Genomic DNA, 14,074 nt, shown 5'->3' on the forward strand with positions numbered 1-14,074 from the left:
AAACTTGACTGACCAAGACCCAGCTCCCTGCCCGCGCTGAGTCCGGTGAAGGCATCATGCTGGTTTCCATTGTCATTCCGGTCTTCAACCGCCCGGAACAAGTGCTCCGGGCGGCGCGTTCCGTACTGGCCCAGCACGACCGTCATGGCCCCTGGACGACATTGGAAGTATTGGTGGTGGATGACGGAAGCACGGACGCGACCCCATCGGTATTAGACGAAATCCGGGATACGAGAATGCAGGTTCTACGCCACGAACGAAATCAGGGCGTTTCCTCGGCCCGCAACACGGGGCTGGCCGCGGCCCAGGGCGAATACCTGGCGCTGCTGGATTCGGATGACTGGTGGTTGCCGGAAAAACTAACGACCCACCTTGCCTACCATGAAGCCGGAGGGTGGCGTATTTCCCAGACCGACGAAATCTGGATTCGCCGAGGACATCGGGTCAATCCCAGGGCCAAACATGCCAAGCCCGAAGGCTGGTTTTTTGAAGACGCCCTGAAGCTGTGCCTGGTCAGTCCGTCCTGCGTGCTGTTCGACCGACGGTTCTGGGAAGAGGTTGGGTCTTTTGACCCGACCCTCCCGGCCTGCGAGGATTACGATCTCTGGCTACGAACCCTGATCCGCCACCCCGTGGGCTTCTGCCCGGAAAGGCTGGTGCACAAGACTGGCGGCCACCCGGACCAACTTTCCAGAAAAATCATTGGTCTGGACCTCTACCGGATCCAGGCCCTGGTCAAGCTGCTGCAAACCCAAGTCCTGTCTTCGTCCCAACGCACGGCCACGATCCGGGAACTCCATGCAAAGGCAAGGGTCTACATCAGCGGTTGTCTCAAGCACGACAAGCCCGAAGAAGCCGAACGGATCAAGCAGTGGCTGGGCCCGTTGCAGGGATCTCCCGCTTGGTGACGCCCTCGGCCTTGATCCGCTCTAAAAGCTCTGAAAGAACAGGTTTAACATGTTCGCGAACATCCCCGGCCACAATGATGAACAGCAGGTCGTCTCCGGGCTGGAACAAGCCGGACCTGGCCTCAACCACGATTCGAAAAATGCCGGGTTTGGCGGAATATTCCCGGACCAACTGCTGAATTTTTTCCTGATCCGGCGTCACCTCCAAAGCCGTGACCTGTTGCTTGTCCTTTCTGGACCAGCTACGAACAGTGCCGTTATGCACAAGCACCATACCCACGTTGTCCACGAAGCCGGGCTCCTGTTTCAATTGCCCGATGGTCTTGCTGATATCCATGCTCCATCCTTATGGTTTTCGTTGACGACAAAGGCTCCGTCCTTCTGTTTTGCCTTCAAAATGGCGGTATCAGGTTTTGGCTCTGAAATCGAAATCGGTATCGAAATCGAGAAAAACAAGCGCACCATTGACTGACGGAGAGACCGATTTCGAGTTCGATCCCGAGCATGCCCAGGCTGCTTATGTCATCTGAACATATAGCCGAATCAGAACCGCCGAATCTCACGAGGAAGTCATGTATCTGCTTTCCGATATCTTGAAAAGTCTGCCCAAAGTAACCAATCCTCGTCTAGTGCTGTCCGGGTTCGGCGTCTGGGTGCTCTGGCGGAACAAGGCCGGCAGCACCACTCACCAAACCTTGACGCGCTTCGGCGGAATCAAGATCAGCATCGGCTCCAATCAAAGCCTGTGGTACTTTCAAAACGCCCAGGTTTTTCCAGCCCTGGCGCGGATGCTGCTCTGGACCCAGGTCCACCCCGAACCGGTTCTGAGCCAGGTATTGCCGGCCAAACTGATCTTGGGAGAATCAAACAGCGAACTCTCATTAAGCATCTCTAACCAACTCGCGCAGCAAAAGCTCACTCCAGGGGAGTCCTTCGACGTCTGGGTCCATCCGGACGTCATCAGTCACGTGTCCGCCTTCCCTGGTCTGGGAGTCGAACAGCGCCCACCAATGTTCGGAATGACGTCCATCAACTGGCACGCCATTACGGTAGACCCCGGGTTTTCCCTGGACGCGGATCTTGGGTGGTTTTTTTTCATCAGGCCCATGCAGGACAAGGAAAACGAAAACTACGTTCTGCGTTGGAAAAATTTTTACATGCGCCTGAAGACCATTCTGGATCGTTTGGGCCTCCGCTACATCTATCAAGACAACTTGCTCTTTTTCAAAATTGACGGGCTGAACCAACTCTCTTCCTGGATTCGGGAAATCCTGGCGACCATCGGGCATATCAAATCCGACGAACCGGACGCCTACTGGCCTTGCCTGTACTGCGCCGTCCTATCTCAAGGCCTGAACTTCAACGACGAACTGCCGACCAAAATTCCAATCGTTTGGGACCGCCTCGCCCCGGACACCCCTCACCTTCCCCTCAGCACGGGACTTTTGCTGCGCGACGAATTCGCGATCACGTTCTTGGATGCGGCGGGCGACCTGCCTCTGGATTCTCTTTGCCAGATCGGGCTGTCCGACGGCGAAGCCCCTGATCGACGCAGGGTGGATTTCCCTGCATCCGCTTGTCTGTCCGCCGGAAAGAAAACACCCTGCTTTTATTGCGGCATGAAGTCCCACGAGTCACCAAACTGCCCCAGTCGGCAGCTCTTCAACACAGAACCGGGAGTCTGGGACAAAGTCGGGGGCATGGACATCAAGGAGCTAACCAAGGCCGCCAAGAAACTGGATAAAAGCGTCGGCAACGGGAACCTTGCCGCCATGCCGGAACTGCTGCTGGCCGAGGGACCGGAGCATACTTTTCTCAAAGCAGTTTTTGAAATCAATTGCCCAGCTCAGCACCGGATGATGCGCATGGTTTGGCGGAGTCGCGGCAAAGAGTTGCCGGACGGACTGCGACAACTCTCACCGCCTGAGGGTGAGTACGTCTGGTCGGCCTTGGAAAACACCCGCTCACGTAACTATCCCCAGGCCGAACGCATGATGCAGCAAGCCATCCTGCGAACGTCGAAAAGCTACCAACCTCATGTCCTACTGGGGTTCATCGCCTTGGAGACGGGCAATCCACGCCAGGCCGAGGGACATTGGAAAAATGCCCAAAATCTGTGCTATACGCCGCTGCAACAAAGCTATTTGCTGTTTATCAAAGCCCGTTTGCTTGAGATCCAGGGAACCTACGACCAAGCCCATGAAGCATACTCAGACTCCCTTCGCTATTCTTCCAAGTGGCTGGAACCCCGCTACCGTCAAGCGGTTTGCCTCACGAAAAAAGGTTTCCTGGATCAAGCCTGGACGATTTTCGCCGACCTGATCATCCGGGAGCCGCACATTTTCAACCGCATCCTCTTCGACCACGAGCTTGAACGCGGGCGCTCCTTCTTGCTTTCAGCCCTGGCCGGCCCATGGACGGCGACCATACAAAAAGCCGAAAAGGAACAGGATGCGCTCAAGCAACTTCGATCGAAGCTGGAGACGTGGCTCGAGCCGGACAACCAGTTTCGAAAGGACACCGAGGAACGTGCCGCGATCCTCCAGAAAAACAGCCAAGTGGAAAACTATGTGTCCTTCACCAAACTATCCGAAGTCACCGAAAAATTGCAGAGAGAGACTGACCGGGAGATCAAGGAAGCCGTCGCCTCCTTAAAAAAGGAAGCTCAGAACAATATTGAACGGGCTCGCGCCATTTTTGATGAAATCGCCTATTTCCCTTTTCCAAAGCTGATCAGCAAAATCAACCGCGATTATAACCAGGCAGGCCGCATTCTTCAGCGCATTGCCAAGTCGGACCTGAGCAGCGGGAGTTCCTTTCGGCAAGCCACGATGGAAATGAAAGAGGCTGGCGACATCCTGGACAGGATGGGCAAGCGCATGAGAAATTTGGTCATCTTCAGAGAGGGAGCACTCTTTTTCTTGTTTTTGAGTAAAACGTTCCTTTGGCTGGCCATGTTCGGATTTCTGGCTTCAATTATCGCGGTTCCGGTCTTGTTGTACGCGATCCAGGAATCCGGCTCTATTTGGGCCACGGAATGGATGACGACCCAACGATGGCAAGTCCAGCGCACCGTAAGCATGCTCATGATCCTCATCAGCGGAGTCATCGCCGCGCTCTGGACCACCGCACGATATGCGAAGACGAAACAGAAATATTTGGCAAAGGCAAAACAGAAGCGAAGACAATAACCGCCTTACCGCGACCTTCCCTCGCGAGGACGAGGCGACGCTCGAATAAAAGCGTCCATTTGACGGACACTTTACCAACCATGTCCTTTTGGACTAAAGCGCAATACCCCTGGCATATCGACAACCGTTGGACACGGCGCTTTTTCCTTGCCTCATGTCCAAAAAGCACCCGAAAGGAGACCACGCCCCATGCCCGTTCTCGTCGTCAACGTCGACCATGTCGCCACCCTGCGCCAAGCCCGGATGGGCCGGGAGCCCGACCCGGTCACTGCCGCCCATCTGGCCGAACTGGGCGGAGCTCACGGGATTATCGTCCATCTGCGCGAGGACCGTCGGCACATCCAGGACAGGGACCTGGCCCTGCTCAAGCAAACCGTCCAAACCAATCTGCACCTGGAAATGGCCGCTACGAACGAAATGCACGCCATTGCCCTGGCCACCGTCCCGCACATGGTCTGCCTGGTCCCGGAAAAACGGGAAGAGTTGACCACCGAAGGCGGATTGAACCTCATCGGCCGGGGGCAGGATCTCCGGGACTACCTAGCGGACATCCACGCCGCCGGAATCGCCTCCAGCCTGTTCATCGACGCGGATCCGGAACAGATCCAGGCCGCCAAGGCTATCGGCTCGGAATACATTGAAATCCATACCGGCCATTACGCGGACGCGTCGAGCCGAGAGGAACGCAAGACCGAGCTGAAGAAAATCCTTCACGGCATCCAACTCGCACGGGACTTCGGGCTGAAGGTCAACCTCGGTCACGGCCTGAACTACACGAACATCCTGCCCTTTGCCCAAACCCCCGGCATCGAGGAATACTCCATCGGCCACAGCATCATGGCCCGAGCCATTCACGTCGGTCTGGGCCAAGCGGTCCGAGAAATGGCGGATATCATCCGGACATTTTCTTCCTGACAAGCCGCAAGCATGCCATCTTTCCAAAACAGGCCGCGGAGAATTCCATGCCCATAGTCGGCCTGGGTCTGGACGTGGTGGAACTGGACCGGATTCAGCGGATATGGGAACGCTTCGGTGAGACCTTCGCCCGGCGCGTGCTCACGGAAGCCGAGCAGGCCCGGCTCCATGTCGGATCGCCGGTCCCTTATCTGGCCTCCCGGTTCGCGGCCAAGGAAGCTGCGGTCAAGGCCCTGGGCACCGGATTCCGTCACGGCATCACGTTCCAGCAGATCGAAATCTCCTCACGCTCTTCCGGCCAACCGGAGCTGCGATTCTTCGGCGCGGCCCAAGACGTCGCCGCCAGGCTCGGGGCGCATCGCGTCCACCTCAGCCTGACTCACGGACGGGACACCGCCGCGGCGGTGGTCATTCTGGAGCATGATCCTTAGCCATGTAACCAGCCAGCTTTTTTTTTGGAAATTAACCGCAACCACAACCATGAGAACCTCCATCACCGAACAACGCATCCACAGGATTCGGGAAGTCCTTGCCAAACGCCAGAAAGACCTGACCCTGATCCTGAACAACATCCACGACCCGCACAACGTCTCCGCCATTCTGCGCAGTTGCGACGCCTTCGGGGTTCACGGCGTGCAGTTGTACTATACCCGCGAATCCTTTCCACTGGTGGGCAAGCGCTCTTCTGCTTCGGCCAAGAAATGGGTGGACCGGGTTCGCCACCACGACGCCGCGGCCATGATCAGCGGGCTTCGCGCCCAGGGCTTTCAGATCATCGGCACCAGCCTGACCGCGGACGCCAAACCACTCCCGGAATGGGACTTCACCGGCCCCACGGCCGTCCTTCTGGGCAACGAACACCGAGGTCAGGACCCGGCCCTGGACGCCTTGATCCCGGATAACCTTTTCATCCCCATGCAGGGCATGATCCAGAGCCTGAACGTCTCCGTGGCCGCGGCCGTGATCCTCTACGAGGCTTGGCGGCAACGCCAAGCCCGGGGCTGCTACGACCGGCCCAGTTTTGATTCCGAGGAAATGGAGGAGTTGGTTTGCTCCTGGATGACCCGATGAACTCGATAATAAACGGACAACACCTACAGCAGGAACTCGTCCTGGCGGCAAAAGCCATCACCAGAGGAGAGTTGGTCGTCTATCCCACGGAAACCCTTTACGCCTTGGGCGCGGATATCCAGTCGCCGGACGCCGTCCAACGAGTCTTCCAGGCCAAGGGACGCCCTCAAGGCAAACCCCTGCCCGTGCTTATCGGCGCACCAAGCCAGTTAGCCATGGTCACGGACCATCGCGATGCACTTCTTGACCGACTGATCATTGATTTCTGGCCTGGTCCCTTGAGTATTCTTGTTCCGGCCCGGGCAGGGCTGTCGCCGCTCTTGCAGGACCAGCACGGTTTCATCGCTGTGCGCTGGACCTCCCACCCCACGGCCCAGGCCCTGGCACTCCAAAGCTCCACCCCACTGACGGCCACCAGCGCCAACACCAGCGGCCAACCCGCTGCCTCCCGCCCGGAACGCCTGGACCCGAAACTGACGGCAACCCTCATCACTGAAACATCTTCCTCGACATCGCCATCAAACGACGAAGCGGTGAATCACAACAAGAACATGATCCTTCGGCAACCGCCCTATCCGGGCGGAGGAGCGCCTTCCACTGTGGTCCGCATTATGCCGGACGGACACTTAAAAATTTTCCGCTTGGGAGCAATCGGGTTGAAACAGCTTGAGCAGGCCGGCTGGAATGTCGGTTGAATTTTTTGAACCTGAATTCGCCACAAACCGAGCCTCGCGCTTTCAGGGTATAATTTTTTGTACGTCTTGAGCCATAATTCCCAATCCGCGAACAGAGTCCGTAGGGACGAAGGGACGAAGCGTTGGTCCGGGAGAAGGAGGGTACGACAGGGTTTTGGGCTCTACGAGGTTGTTTGCTTAACCCAAAAATGCCGACAAAATGAGTTTGGCATCCTGTTTGCTACAACCTAGATACCTTCCTCCTTTTGCAAAAACCGGTTTTGTTTATGGGCAGCCCACCCAAAAGCAAAACCGGTTTTTTTGTGCTCATCGCCACCTTCAGAAGGCCGCCCCCCATCCAGAGCTACTCAGCTACTCACCGAGCCAGGAGAGCGGCCACTTCCCGACGAACCGTAACCTGAGAAATCTCCCGCAGACACCGAGGATCGGCGCAGGCTATCCGTCCGGTTCGCGTACATGGGCGACAGGCCAAATCCAGACCGATGATCCGCAGTCCCACGGGGCCCCACTGCGCCTCCAAGGCCGGTCCAAACAAGGCCAGACCCGGCACGCCCAGCATGCCCGCCAAATGCATAGGTCCGCTGTCGTTGCCCACCACCAGACGCGCGCTCAAGAGCAGCTCCCGCAAGACTTCCAATGATTCCGGACAAATGACCGGACACTCCGCGATTTCCATCCCCCGGTCCCGCTCCGCCGGACCGAGCACGAACCGAACGCTTCGGCCCTGCCCCTGGAGCCACCGGGCCAGTTCAAAAAATTGTACAAGCGGCCACTGCTTGGCCGGGTGTCCAGCTCCGGGAAAGAGTAAAATCTCGCGATCCTCTGCCCTCTCTTGTCCGCTTTTCCACGATCCGAATAATTCTCGCCAAACATCCGGCCAACCAGGTTTCCAGGCGATACCCAGCTCGCGCAAGCCCTGGGCATACGCTTCACAAGGCGACAAGGTCGAACCGCTTCCGAACCCGGAAAGGCCGCGCAGCACATGCAGCCGGGAATGCGCCGGAACCGGGGGAGGGCTATCCAGCACGAACCAGAAAACCCGCGCATCCCCCAACTCCGCCGGCCACTGCTCGCGAAGAAACAACGCATCCAGGCCGCGTCGCATCTCAGGAGAGCACGGCTCCACGCCCAAAGGCCGCAACCAGGGCACGCGATCGCCCGCGCCCGCCCAAAACACGCTCCTGTCCGCGAAGTGCCCACAAAGGGCGAGCATGGAGGGCCAGGCCATCAGAAAATCCCCCAGTGCACCGCGATGAACCAGAAGAATGGAACTCACAGCTTCTTCATTTTTTGGAACATGTTCAGAAGCCCCGGGTCCGCGTGGCAAAACCCGCAGAGGGCCTCGGAGAGGGAAATATACTGGTTGTGGCGCAGCAAGGCATGCAATCTTCTGGAATCACCGTACAGCGGTTCCAGGGATTCCACAAAAGGGGCAACGGGCACGAAACGCCGCTCACACAGGCGACACGTGCCCAGGCAGTTGACCATGGCGGCCGCATCAAGCAGAAACTCCGGATCCTCGTCGAGGATTATCCGCAAGGCGTCCAGGTCGGGGGGAAGAATGAGACTCAGCATGTCTTGATGGGAAAAAGATAAGATTGACGATATGCATGCCATATGCATAAAATGCCAGTCATGGCTGTCGAATACGACCCGGCCAAAGCCCGGTCCAACCTTCACAAGCACGGAATTCGCTTTGCCGACGCTGAACAGGCGCTTCGGGATCCGTTTGCTTTGACCGTTGAAGACCCGGACGCGGAAGGAGAGCAACGGTTTGTTACCCTGGGAATGGATTCTCTCGGGAGGATTCTCGTCGTCGTTCACACCCCTCGCGAACGTCATACCCGCCTCATTTCAGCGCGCAAGGCCAGCCGAGGCGAAAGGAAGCAGTATCATGCGCAAGGAATATGATTTCAGCAAGGCCAAACGCGGCCCGGTCGTTCCATCACCTGGGAAGACCAGAATCACCATCATGCTCGACGACGACGTTATCGAGCATTATCGAAAACAGGCAGAGGACTCCGGGACCGGCTACCAGACTTTGATCAACGCCGCATTGCGGCAAGCCGTTTCCGCAAGCCCAAAGGAGCTGGACGACTTTCCATTGACGGTGTCCTCGCTCAGGAAAGTGCTCCGTGAAGAGCTGCATGCCGCCTGATTTTCCGTCGCGAAGCGTACTTCGAAACAGCACCACGCAAAAAACGCGGTATTTCAGCCAGTTCGGCTGAAATACCGCGTTTTCATTACGCAGGGCAAGAAGGTTGTCCAGCTACAGGGCATTCACCCAAATCGGGTTGCTCATGGCCCAATTCCCTTGACCATCTTCAATGATCAAAGCGTACCACGTATTCTTTTTCGGCGTGAGAGGCACGGAGACATATTGTTCGTCAACACCGTCATAGTTTTTCTGGAAGGCAAACCCCTCGATTTCACCGTCATCGTTGAACCTGGACCCTTCGGTCACGACTGTAACTTTATCAACGCCATGAACGGAAACCGTCTTGAAGCCCAAATCAAACCCACTGGCGGGAACATGAATGGTTTGGCCGAAGGCATGCTCGGGGTAAACCAGCGGACCGAAGGAAACATAGGAGTTGCCCTGTTTCAGGGCCTGGTAATACTTCTCCAAAGTGAAGTCGCCGTCGACCCGGGCGATAGTCCTGGCATTGCCGGACCGGTACCGCCAGACGTCATGGACGTCGCTTCCACCGGCAAGATAGTATTTTTCCTGGTTATTCCAAAACTCCCAGGTCCGTTGCAGGGCCTTGTGATTATCCTTGGTGGAGATGGCGCCGTTGATTTCGATTAAATCGAAATCCGCGTCCCAGCCGCCGGGGACCATGTCGCGTTCCGCGCTGTGAAAATACCCGTACGTGATGTAGGGATGCGCGACTATCACCAAGGCGTCCAGCTCTCTGGCCCTGGCAAAAATCTCTCCAGCCGTGATGCCGGGATCAATGGACACGTCCCGCCCATCCAAGGGAATAGGCAGAACATTGATGTGTCCCCAGTTCGGAGAAACCTCGATCCCGGAGATGAAGGGAACCGACCTGGACCGGGCCATTTCAGCGATTTGTTCATTGTTGGCAATGGAGTCGTGATCGCTGACAAAGACGATGTCCAATCCGCCGGCAAGTTGAGAGCGAACAAGATAATTGGGGGGCGTCACCCCGTCCAGAATATCCGAATGGTGGTGCAGGTCCGCCGCATACCAGCCTGAACCGGACAGGTCGATCAACTGTTCGACGGCTTGAACCAGTTCGTGACGCCCTTCGGACACAACGGACAGATTGATCATTTCCTCTCTGGCCGTGAAACCGGCGCCATTGGAAACAGACAGGGTGTACTCGCCCTGAGCCAACTGGAAGCCGGCCAAGCCGGGATTATCCAGCTCCGTGAAAAAAGTCCTGGCTCCAACGTACTCCACGAGAATTTCCGGACCCTCAACCACTTCGATCCGGGCGTCGACGGGTTGTTGCGTCTTCTTGTCCACGACGGAAAGGACAACCTCGCCACCCTTGTTGATGTCATTGAAATCGAGGAGGGTGTTCTCTCCGGGGGAGACGGTAATCCGCTGCTTGGCGGTCAACGAATACCCCTTGGCCACGGCATGGACGGCATATTCCCCCTCTTCCAAAGCGATTTCATAGGCGCCGTTTTCCCCGACGGTCCAGGCGAAGAGCATGTCCCGGGCCTCCGGCGTGGCCTTTTCGAATATTACGACGGGTTCGGCGACGGCATTTCCCTCAGTGGTTTGCACAACCCCGGAAACCGTCCCAAAAGGCTTTTCATTCAGCGCAAGGTTATGACGCATCACCTTCGCGGTACCGCCGATATCTTCGAATTGAATCCAGGCCGCCAGATCCACTGTATCCCCGGGAGCCAACGTCTGCTTCCTGTAGAGATCCCGCCATCCGGTTCCCCAGGCAAAATCCGTGAACCCGGGGTAATGCACGGCCATGGCGAAGTGTTCGTCATACCCGAGAACATAGTCCCCAAACCACTCTTCGGCCACCTGGTCGTAGCCTCTTTCCACCGTGCCCCAAGGGCCGAACATGTATCCGCTAAGCGTACACAAGGAGTATCCCGCCAGAAGATCTTCGTAAGTTTTCTCTCCGCGATTCGTCATCCGCGTGGAAACATCCAGGATATTGCTTCCGGATGTAACCGTATACGTCGTGATCAGTTCAATGTTCGCGTCGTAGTCCCTGGTGATCTGGATGACGACCCGGTCAGGGCTCTGCTCCACGATACGCGTCCGCTGGGATTCACTGGGCCAGGCGGACCAGCCGTGGGGCAGGAAATCGATCAACGCGGTTCGATTGTCGGTCCATTCTCCGTCCACGAATAGAGCGGAGTCCACGATGGAGCCATGCGGAACGCCCCATGGCGGGGTTGTTCCAACGGCAAAGGCGATTTTGTAGAATTCGTTGGAAACAGTGATGTCTTCATCAGCCAGGGCAATGCCGTTGACGATGTCCGTCGGCCCTTTGCGCACCTGAACCCCTGGCTCGGCGGCCTGCAGATTCAGGGAAAAAACAACACTCAACAAAAACGACCAGAAAACGATTTTTACATATTTCACTTAGACCTCTCTTGTTACGGTGTAGCTACTCAGCACATTTTCACGACAAGACATGGAGCGTTCCGGCTTGTCTCGNNAATCGAGACAAGCCGGAACGCAGGTGAGTAGTTACGTTACGGTTTCAGAACCCCGGACGCCGTCATCACGAATCGACGATCCGTCACGACACCGGTCCGCTCCAAACATTCCTCAGTTGGACGACCCTGCGCGTCCCAGCCCCTGATCCGGTAGTAGTCCGTCAGCAATGTTTGCATATCCTGTTCGGTAATCCGGTGTCCCTTGTGCGGGCCGCTGGGCAGAGGCTCCTCCACGAAGCGCCGGGGCAGGCGCTCTTGGGACACGTCCAGGCCTTCGCGCAGATTGAAGAGGCGGGTGGTGTTCCAGATCCGGCGACCAAGTTCGTCGAAAAAGCCCGGCTCCACCTCGCGGCCCGTGGCCGCGTTCAGCAGGTCGGCGTAGGTTTGAGGCGCAACGCCCATGGCCCCGAAGTCGCATTTCACCAGACAGTCCGTGCCCGCCAGATAGTCCTGCAAGGCCGCCACCAGTTCGGCCTTGCCCTCCAGGTCCAAGGCCCGGACCGGCTTGCCCCGCCATTCCATGCCCGTGGCCTCGTAGCCCACGGGGAATCCGCGCTGATGGCAGGCCCCCCGGTCCGCGGTCATATAGGCCAGGCCCATGCCCGGGGCACCGCGCGGTCCCCAGGCGGGCATTTCCAGGCCCTTGACGTGCTGGGCCAGGCTTTCCGCCTCCGGCCCCAGGACCTCGGCCGCGACCTTGACGCCCTGAGCCAGAAGACGCCCCAGTTCGCCCTGCCGGTTGGCGATCATCCGGATCAACCGTTCCACCGCCGCGACACTGCCGAAATCCAGGTCGGCCATATCCTCTAAAGAGGATTTTGCCAGCAGCCCCTTGGCCTTGGCCTCCATGGCAAAACTCACGCAAGCGCCCGTGGAGATGGAGTCGAGCCCTAGCAGATCGCACAGCTTGGTCAGGTGGGCCACGGCCCGGGGGTCGCCGATGCCAAGATTGGTCCCGAGCATGGCCGCGGACTCGTACTCCACGATGTCCGTGACCATCTGGGCATGGGCTCCGGTCCGAACCGCACCCATCTGAGTGCAGGCAATGGGGCACCCGAAACAAGCCGCCCGGCTCAACCACAAGGCCCGGGACTGGCCGCCTTCACCCAGTTTCTTGGCCAAGGGCGAGGTTCCGTCACTGAAGTTGTTCGCCGGGATCAGCCCGGCCTCATTGGCAAACTCCACCGAGGCCGCGGTGCCGGAACTCATCAGGGCACGACATTCGGCGCTGTCTTGGATCTCCTGGTTCGCACGGTCCAAAGCCTGCTCGAACGCGGCCTGGTCATGAACCCGGACCAGCCGATCGCCATTGAGGGCCACGGCTTTCAGATTTTTGGCCCCCATCACTGCGCCCGCCCCGCCCCGTCCGGCCTGACGATTGAATTCGCAACAGATCAGGGCATACGGGACGTGTTCTTCTCCAGCCGGTCCGATGGACGCGATCTTGAAGCCATCGTCGTCCAGGATATCCTTGACCCGTTGGGTGGTTTCCAGGGTGTCCAGCCCCCAAAGCTCTCCCGCGGGACGCAATCGAGGGCCGTCCCGGTCCACGACCAGAATTACGAGTTCCGGCGCTTGGCCCGTGATGATCAGCCCGTCGTATCCGACGTACTTGATTTCCGAGCCGAACATTCCCCCGAAATAGGAGTCCAGGAACAGGTTGGTCAGCGGGGACTTGGTCGCGACGCAGGCCCGCATGGCCGGGGCCGGGGTTCCGGTAAGCGGGCCGGGCAGGAAGAGCAGTACGTTGTCCGGCCCCAAAGGATCGGCCCGCTCCGGAATCAGATCCAGAAGCAGCTTGGCCGCGAACCCTTTGCCGCCCAGATAGTTCTCCTGGAGCCAGTCCGGAAGAAGCACATCCTGAAACGTACCCGTGGTCAGATCCGCGTGGAGCATCACGCCCCAGGTTGCGCTGCTCATGATTGCCCCTCCTCGCCGCTTGCCGGGATTCTCGCCGATTCGAACACTTCCAGAGCCCCCGTGGGGCAAGCCCGGACGCAACCAGGGTTGCCGTCGCACAGGTCGCACTTGAAGGCCTTGCCGCTTTTCGCGTCCAGATGGATCATGCCCAATGGGCAATATCGGCCGCACAGCCCGCAGGAAATGCACGTCTCCCGGTCAATGACCACGACCCCGGTTTCTTCATCACGGGATATCGCCTTCACCGGACAGGCCCGCAGGCACATCGGATTCGCGCACTGCTCGCAGACCACCGGAATGTGGGCCATGTTCTCCCATTTGCGCCGAATGGCCAACATGGATCTCCGCGGATTGTACCCGCCGAACACGTGCAGGGAACAGGCGGCCTGACAGAGTTGGCATCCGGTGCAGGCATCGAAGTGGGTGCGAATGAATATGGGGGGAGTTTTTTTTTGCATGGGAGATCCTGGGTTCAGGGGTTCAACGATTCATGAATGCAAGGGATTGATGGCTGGAATACCCTCCCAGCCATGAACCGTGAACCTTTATATCTTCTCATTCTACTTCGTTTCCATCCGGATTTTTTTCCAAATGCAGAAACAGCCAGTTTTCAATCCGGAAACGAGCAATTTTTTCTTTTGGCAATAAACTCAAGCAATTACGATAAAGCGTATATCAATACGCTGACGAATAATTGTGAAGAGTGACGCAG

At 57.8% G+C, this 14,074-nt stretch carries 15 protein-coding genes; 9 read left to right on the plus strand and 6 right to left on the minus strand.

Annotation, left to right across the window (positions count from 1 at the left end; genetic code table 11):
* The first annotated feature begins 56 nt into the window (after positions 1-56).
* Positions 57-908 carry a glycosyltransferase family 2 protein gene (locus GY33_RS0116670; RefSeq protein WP_031388417.1) on the plus strand — a complete coding sequence of 284 codons (852 nt, stop codon included), beginning with the start codon at positions 57-59 and terminating at the stop codon, positions 906-908.
* Here the strand turns inward: GY33_RS0116670 and GY33_RS0116675 are convergent.
* Positions 865-1,245: a molybdenum cofactor biosynthesis protein MoaE gene (locus GY33_RS0116675; protein ID WP_031388418.1), complete on the minus strand. Its 381-nt coding sequence runs from the start codon at positions 1,243-1,245 to the stop codon at positions 865-867. The genes GY33_RS0116670 and GY33_RS0116675 overlap by 44 nt on opposite strands.
* A gap of 235 nt (positions 1,246-1,480) precedes the next feature.
* Between GY33_RS0116675 and GY33_RS0116680 the strand changes: the two genes are divergently transcribed.
* From GY33_RS0116680 to GY33_RS0116700, 5 genes are all read left to right on the plus strand, one after another.
* Positions 1,481-4,099, plus strand: a complete 2,619-nt coding sequence (locus GY33_RS0116680; protein ID WP_031388419.1) for a hypothetical protein — start codon at positions 1,481-1,483, stop codon at positions 4,097-4,099.
* A 189-nt stretch (positions 4,100-4,288) separates the two neighbouring features.
* Entirely contained in the window at positions 4,289-5,014 is a 726-nt protein-coding gene (locus GY33_RS0116685) for a pyridoxine 5'-phosphate synthase (RefSeq protein WP_031388420.1), read from the plus strand.
* Positions 5,015-5,061: 47 nt separating this feature from the next.
* Positions 5,062-5,445, plus strand: a complete 384-nt coding sequence (locus tag GY33_RS0116690) for a holo-[acyl-carrier-protein] synthase (RefSeq protein WP_031388421.1) — start codon at positions 5,062-5,064, stop codon at positions 5,443-5,445.
* Between the two features lie 49 nt (positions 5,446-5,494).
* Entirely contained in the window at positions 5,495-6,085 is a 591-nt protein-coding gene (locus tag GY33_RS0116695; RefSeq protein WP_031388422.1) for a TrmH family RNA methyltransferase, read from the plus strand.
* Positions 6,082-6,780 carry an L-threonylcarbamoyladenylate synthase gene (locus GY33_RS0116700; RefSeq protein WP_084185314.1) on the plus strand — a complete coding sequence of 233 codons (699 nt, stop codon included), beginning with the start codon at positions 6,082-6,084 and terminating at the stop codon, positions 6,778-6,780. The genes GY33_RS0116695 and GY33_RS0116700 overlap by 4 nt, the downstream gene beginning before the upstream one ends.
* 355 nt (positions 6,781-7,135) lie before the next feature.
* Here GY33_RS0116700 and GY33_RS0116705 read toward each other — a convergent pair whose 3' ends face one another.
* Together GY33_RS0116705 and GY33_RS20700 are read right to left on the minus strand one after the other, a co-directional pair.
* Positions 7,136-8,056: a glycosyltransferase family 9 protein gene (locus GY33_RS0116705; protein ID WP_035272553.1), complete on the minus strand. Its 921-nt coding sequence runs from the start codon at positions 8,054-8,056 to the stop codon at positions 7,136-7,138.
* Positions 8,053-8,355: a hypothetical protein gene (locus tag GY33_RS20700; RefSeq protein WP_084185282.1), complete on the minus strand. Its 303-nt coding sequence runs from the start codon at positions 8,353-8,355 to the stop codon at positions 8,053-8,055. The genes GY33_RS0116705 and GY33_RS20700 overlap by 4 nt, the downstream gene beginning before the upstream one ends.
* Before the next feature lie 60 nt (positions 8,356-8,415).
* On the opposite strand from GY33_RS20700, the gene GY33_RS20705 reads away from it, so the two are divergent.
* Positions 8,416-8,691: a BrnT family toxin gene (locus GY33_RS20705; RefSeq protein ID WP_084185284.1), complete on the plus strand. Its 276-nt coding sequence runs from the start codon at positions 8,416-8,418 to the stop codon at positions 8,689-8,691.
* Entirely contained in the window at positions 8,675-8,938 is a 264-nt protein-coding gene (locus GY33_RS0116715; RefSeq protein WP_031388426.1) for a BrnA antitoxin family protein, read from the plus strand. The genes GY33_RS20705 and GY33_RS0116715 overlap by 17 nt, the downstream gene beginning before the upstream one ends.
* A 111-nt stretch (positions 8,939-9,049) precedes the next feature.
* On the opposite strand, the gene GY33_RS0116720 is transcribed toward GY33_RS0116715, so the two are convergent.
* The 3 genes from GY33_RS0116720 to GY33_RS0116730 form a co-directional block, all read right to left on the minus strand.
* Positions 9,050-11,365 carry a CehA/McbA family metallohydrolase gene (locus tag GY33_RS0116720; RefSeq protein ID WP_031388427.1) on the minus strand — a complete coding sequence of 772 codons (2,316 nt, stop codon included), beginning with the start codon at positions 11,363-11,365 and terminating at the stop codon, positions 9,050-9,052.
* A 113-nt stretch (positions 11,366-11,478) separates the two neighbouring features.
* Positions 11,479-13,362, minus strand: coding sequence for an aldehyde ferredoxin oxidoreductase family protein (locus GY33_RS0116725; RefSeq protein WP_035272555.1), 1,884 nt, complete (start codon positions 13,360-13,362; stop codon positions 11,479-11,481).
* On the minus strand, positions 13,359-13,820 hold the full coding sequence (locus tag GY33_RS0116730; RefSeq protein WP_235185552.1) for a 4Fe-4S dicluster domain-containing protein: 462 nt from the start codon (positions 13,818-13,820) through the stop codon (positions 13,359-13,361). Before GY33_RS0116730 ends, GY33_RS0116725 begins: the two co-directional genes overlap by 4 nt.
* A 36-nt stretch (positions 13,821-13,856) precedes the next feature.
* Here GY33_RS0116730 and GY33_RS21135 point away from each other — a divergent pair, with 36 nt between their 5' ends.
* Positions 13,857-14,069, plus strand: a complete 213-nt coding sequence (locus GY33_RS21135) for a hypothetical protein (protein ID WP_152555229.1) — start codon at positions 13,857-13,859, stop codon at positions 14,067-14,069.
* Positions 14,070-14,074: the final 5 nt, after the last annotated feature.

Origin of the sequence: Desulfonatronum thiodismutans (genome assembly GCF_000717475.1) — a bacterium.
GTDB lineage: Bacteria > Desulfobacterota > Desulfovibrionia > Desulfovibrionales > Desulfonatronaceae > Desulfonatronum > Desulfonatronum thiodismutans.

What these genes read in the sequence shown, in the direction of transcription:
- GY33_RS0116670 (WP_031388417.1), top strand. Translation starts at nt 57, where the DNA reads ATGCTGGTTTCCATTGTCATTCCGGTCTTCAACCGCCCGGAACAAGTG.
- GY33_RS0116675 (WP_031388418.1), bottom strand. Translation starts at nt 1,245, where the DNA reads ATGGATATCAGCAAGACCATCGGGCAATTGAAACAGGAGCCCGGCTTC.
- GY33_RS0116680 (WP_031388419.1), top strand. Translation starts at nt 1,481, where the DNA reads ATGTATCTGCTTTCCGATATCTTGAAAAGTCTGCCCAAAGTAACCAAT.
- GY33_RS0116685 (WP_031388420.1), top strand. Translation starts at nt 4,289, where the DNA reads ATGCCCGTTCTCGTCGTCAACGTCGACCATGTCGCCACCCTGCGCCAA.
- GY33_RS0116690 (WP_031388421.1), top strand. Translation starts at nt 5,062, where the DNA reads ATGCCCATAGTCGGCCTGGGTCTGGACGTGGTGGAACTGGACCGGATT.
- GY33_RS0116695 (WP_031388422.1), top strand. Translation starts at nt 5,495, where the DNA reads ATGAGAACCTCCATCACCGAACAACGCATCCACAGGATTCGGGAAGTC.
- GY33_RS0116700 (WP_084185314.1), top strand. Translation starts at nt 6,082, where the DNA reads ATGAACTCGATAATAAACGGACAACACCTACAGCAGGAACTCGTCCTG.
- GY33_RS20700 (WP_084185282.1), bottom strand. Translation starts at nt 8,355, where the DNA reads ATGCTGAGTCTCATTCTTCCCCCCGACCTGGACGCCTTGCGGATAATC.
- GY33_RS20705 (WP_084185284.1), top strand. Translation starts at nt 8,416, where the DNA reads ATGGCTGTCGAATACGACCCGGCCAAAGCCCGGTCCAACCTTCACAAG.
- GY33_RS0116715 (WP_031388426.1), top strand. Translation starts at nt 8,675, where the DNA reads ATGCGCAAGGAATATGATTTCAGCAAGGCCAAACGCGGCCCGGTCGTT.
- GY33_RS0116725 (WP_035272555.1), bottom strand. Translation starts at nt 13,362, where the DNA reads ATGAGCAGCGCAACCTGGGGCGTGATGCTCCACGCGGATCTGACCACG.
- GY33_RS0116730 (WP_235185552.1), bottom strand. Translation starts at nt 13,820, where the DNA reads ATGCAAAAAAAAACTCCCCCCATATTCATTCGCACCCACTTCGATGCC.
- GY33_RS21135 (WP_152555229.1), top strand. Translation starts at nt 13,857, where the DNA reads ATGCAAGGGATTGATGGCTGGAATACCCTCCCAGCCATGAACCGTGAA.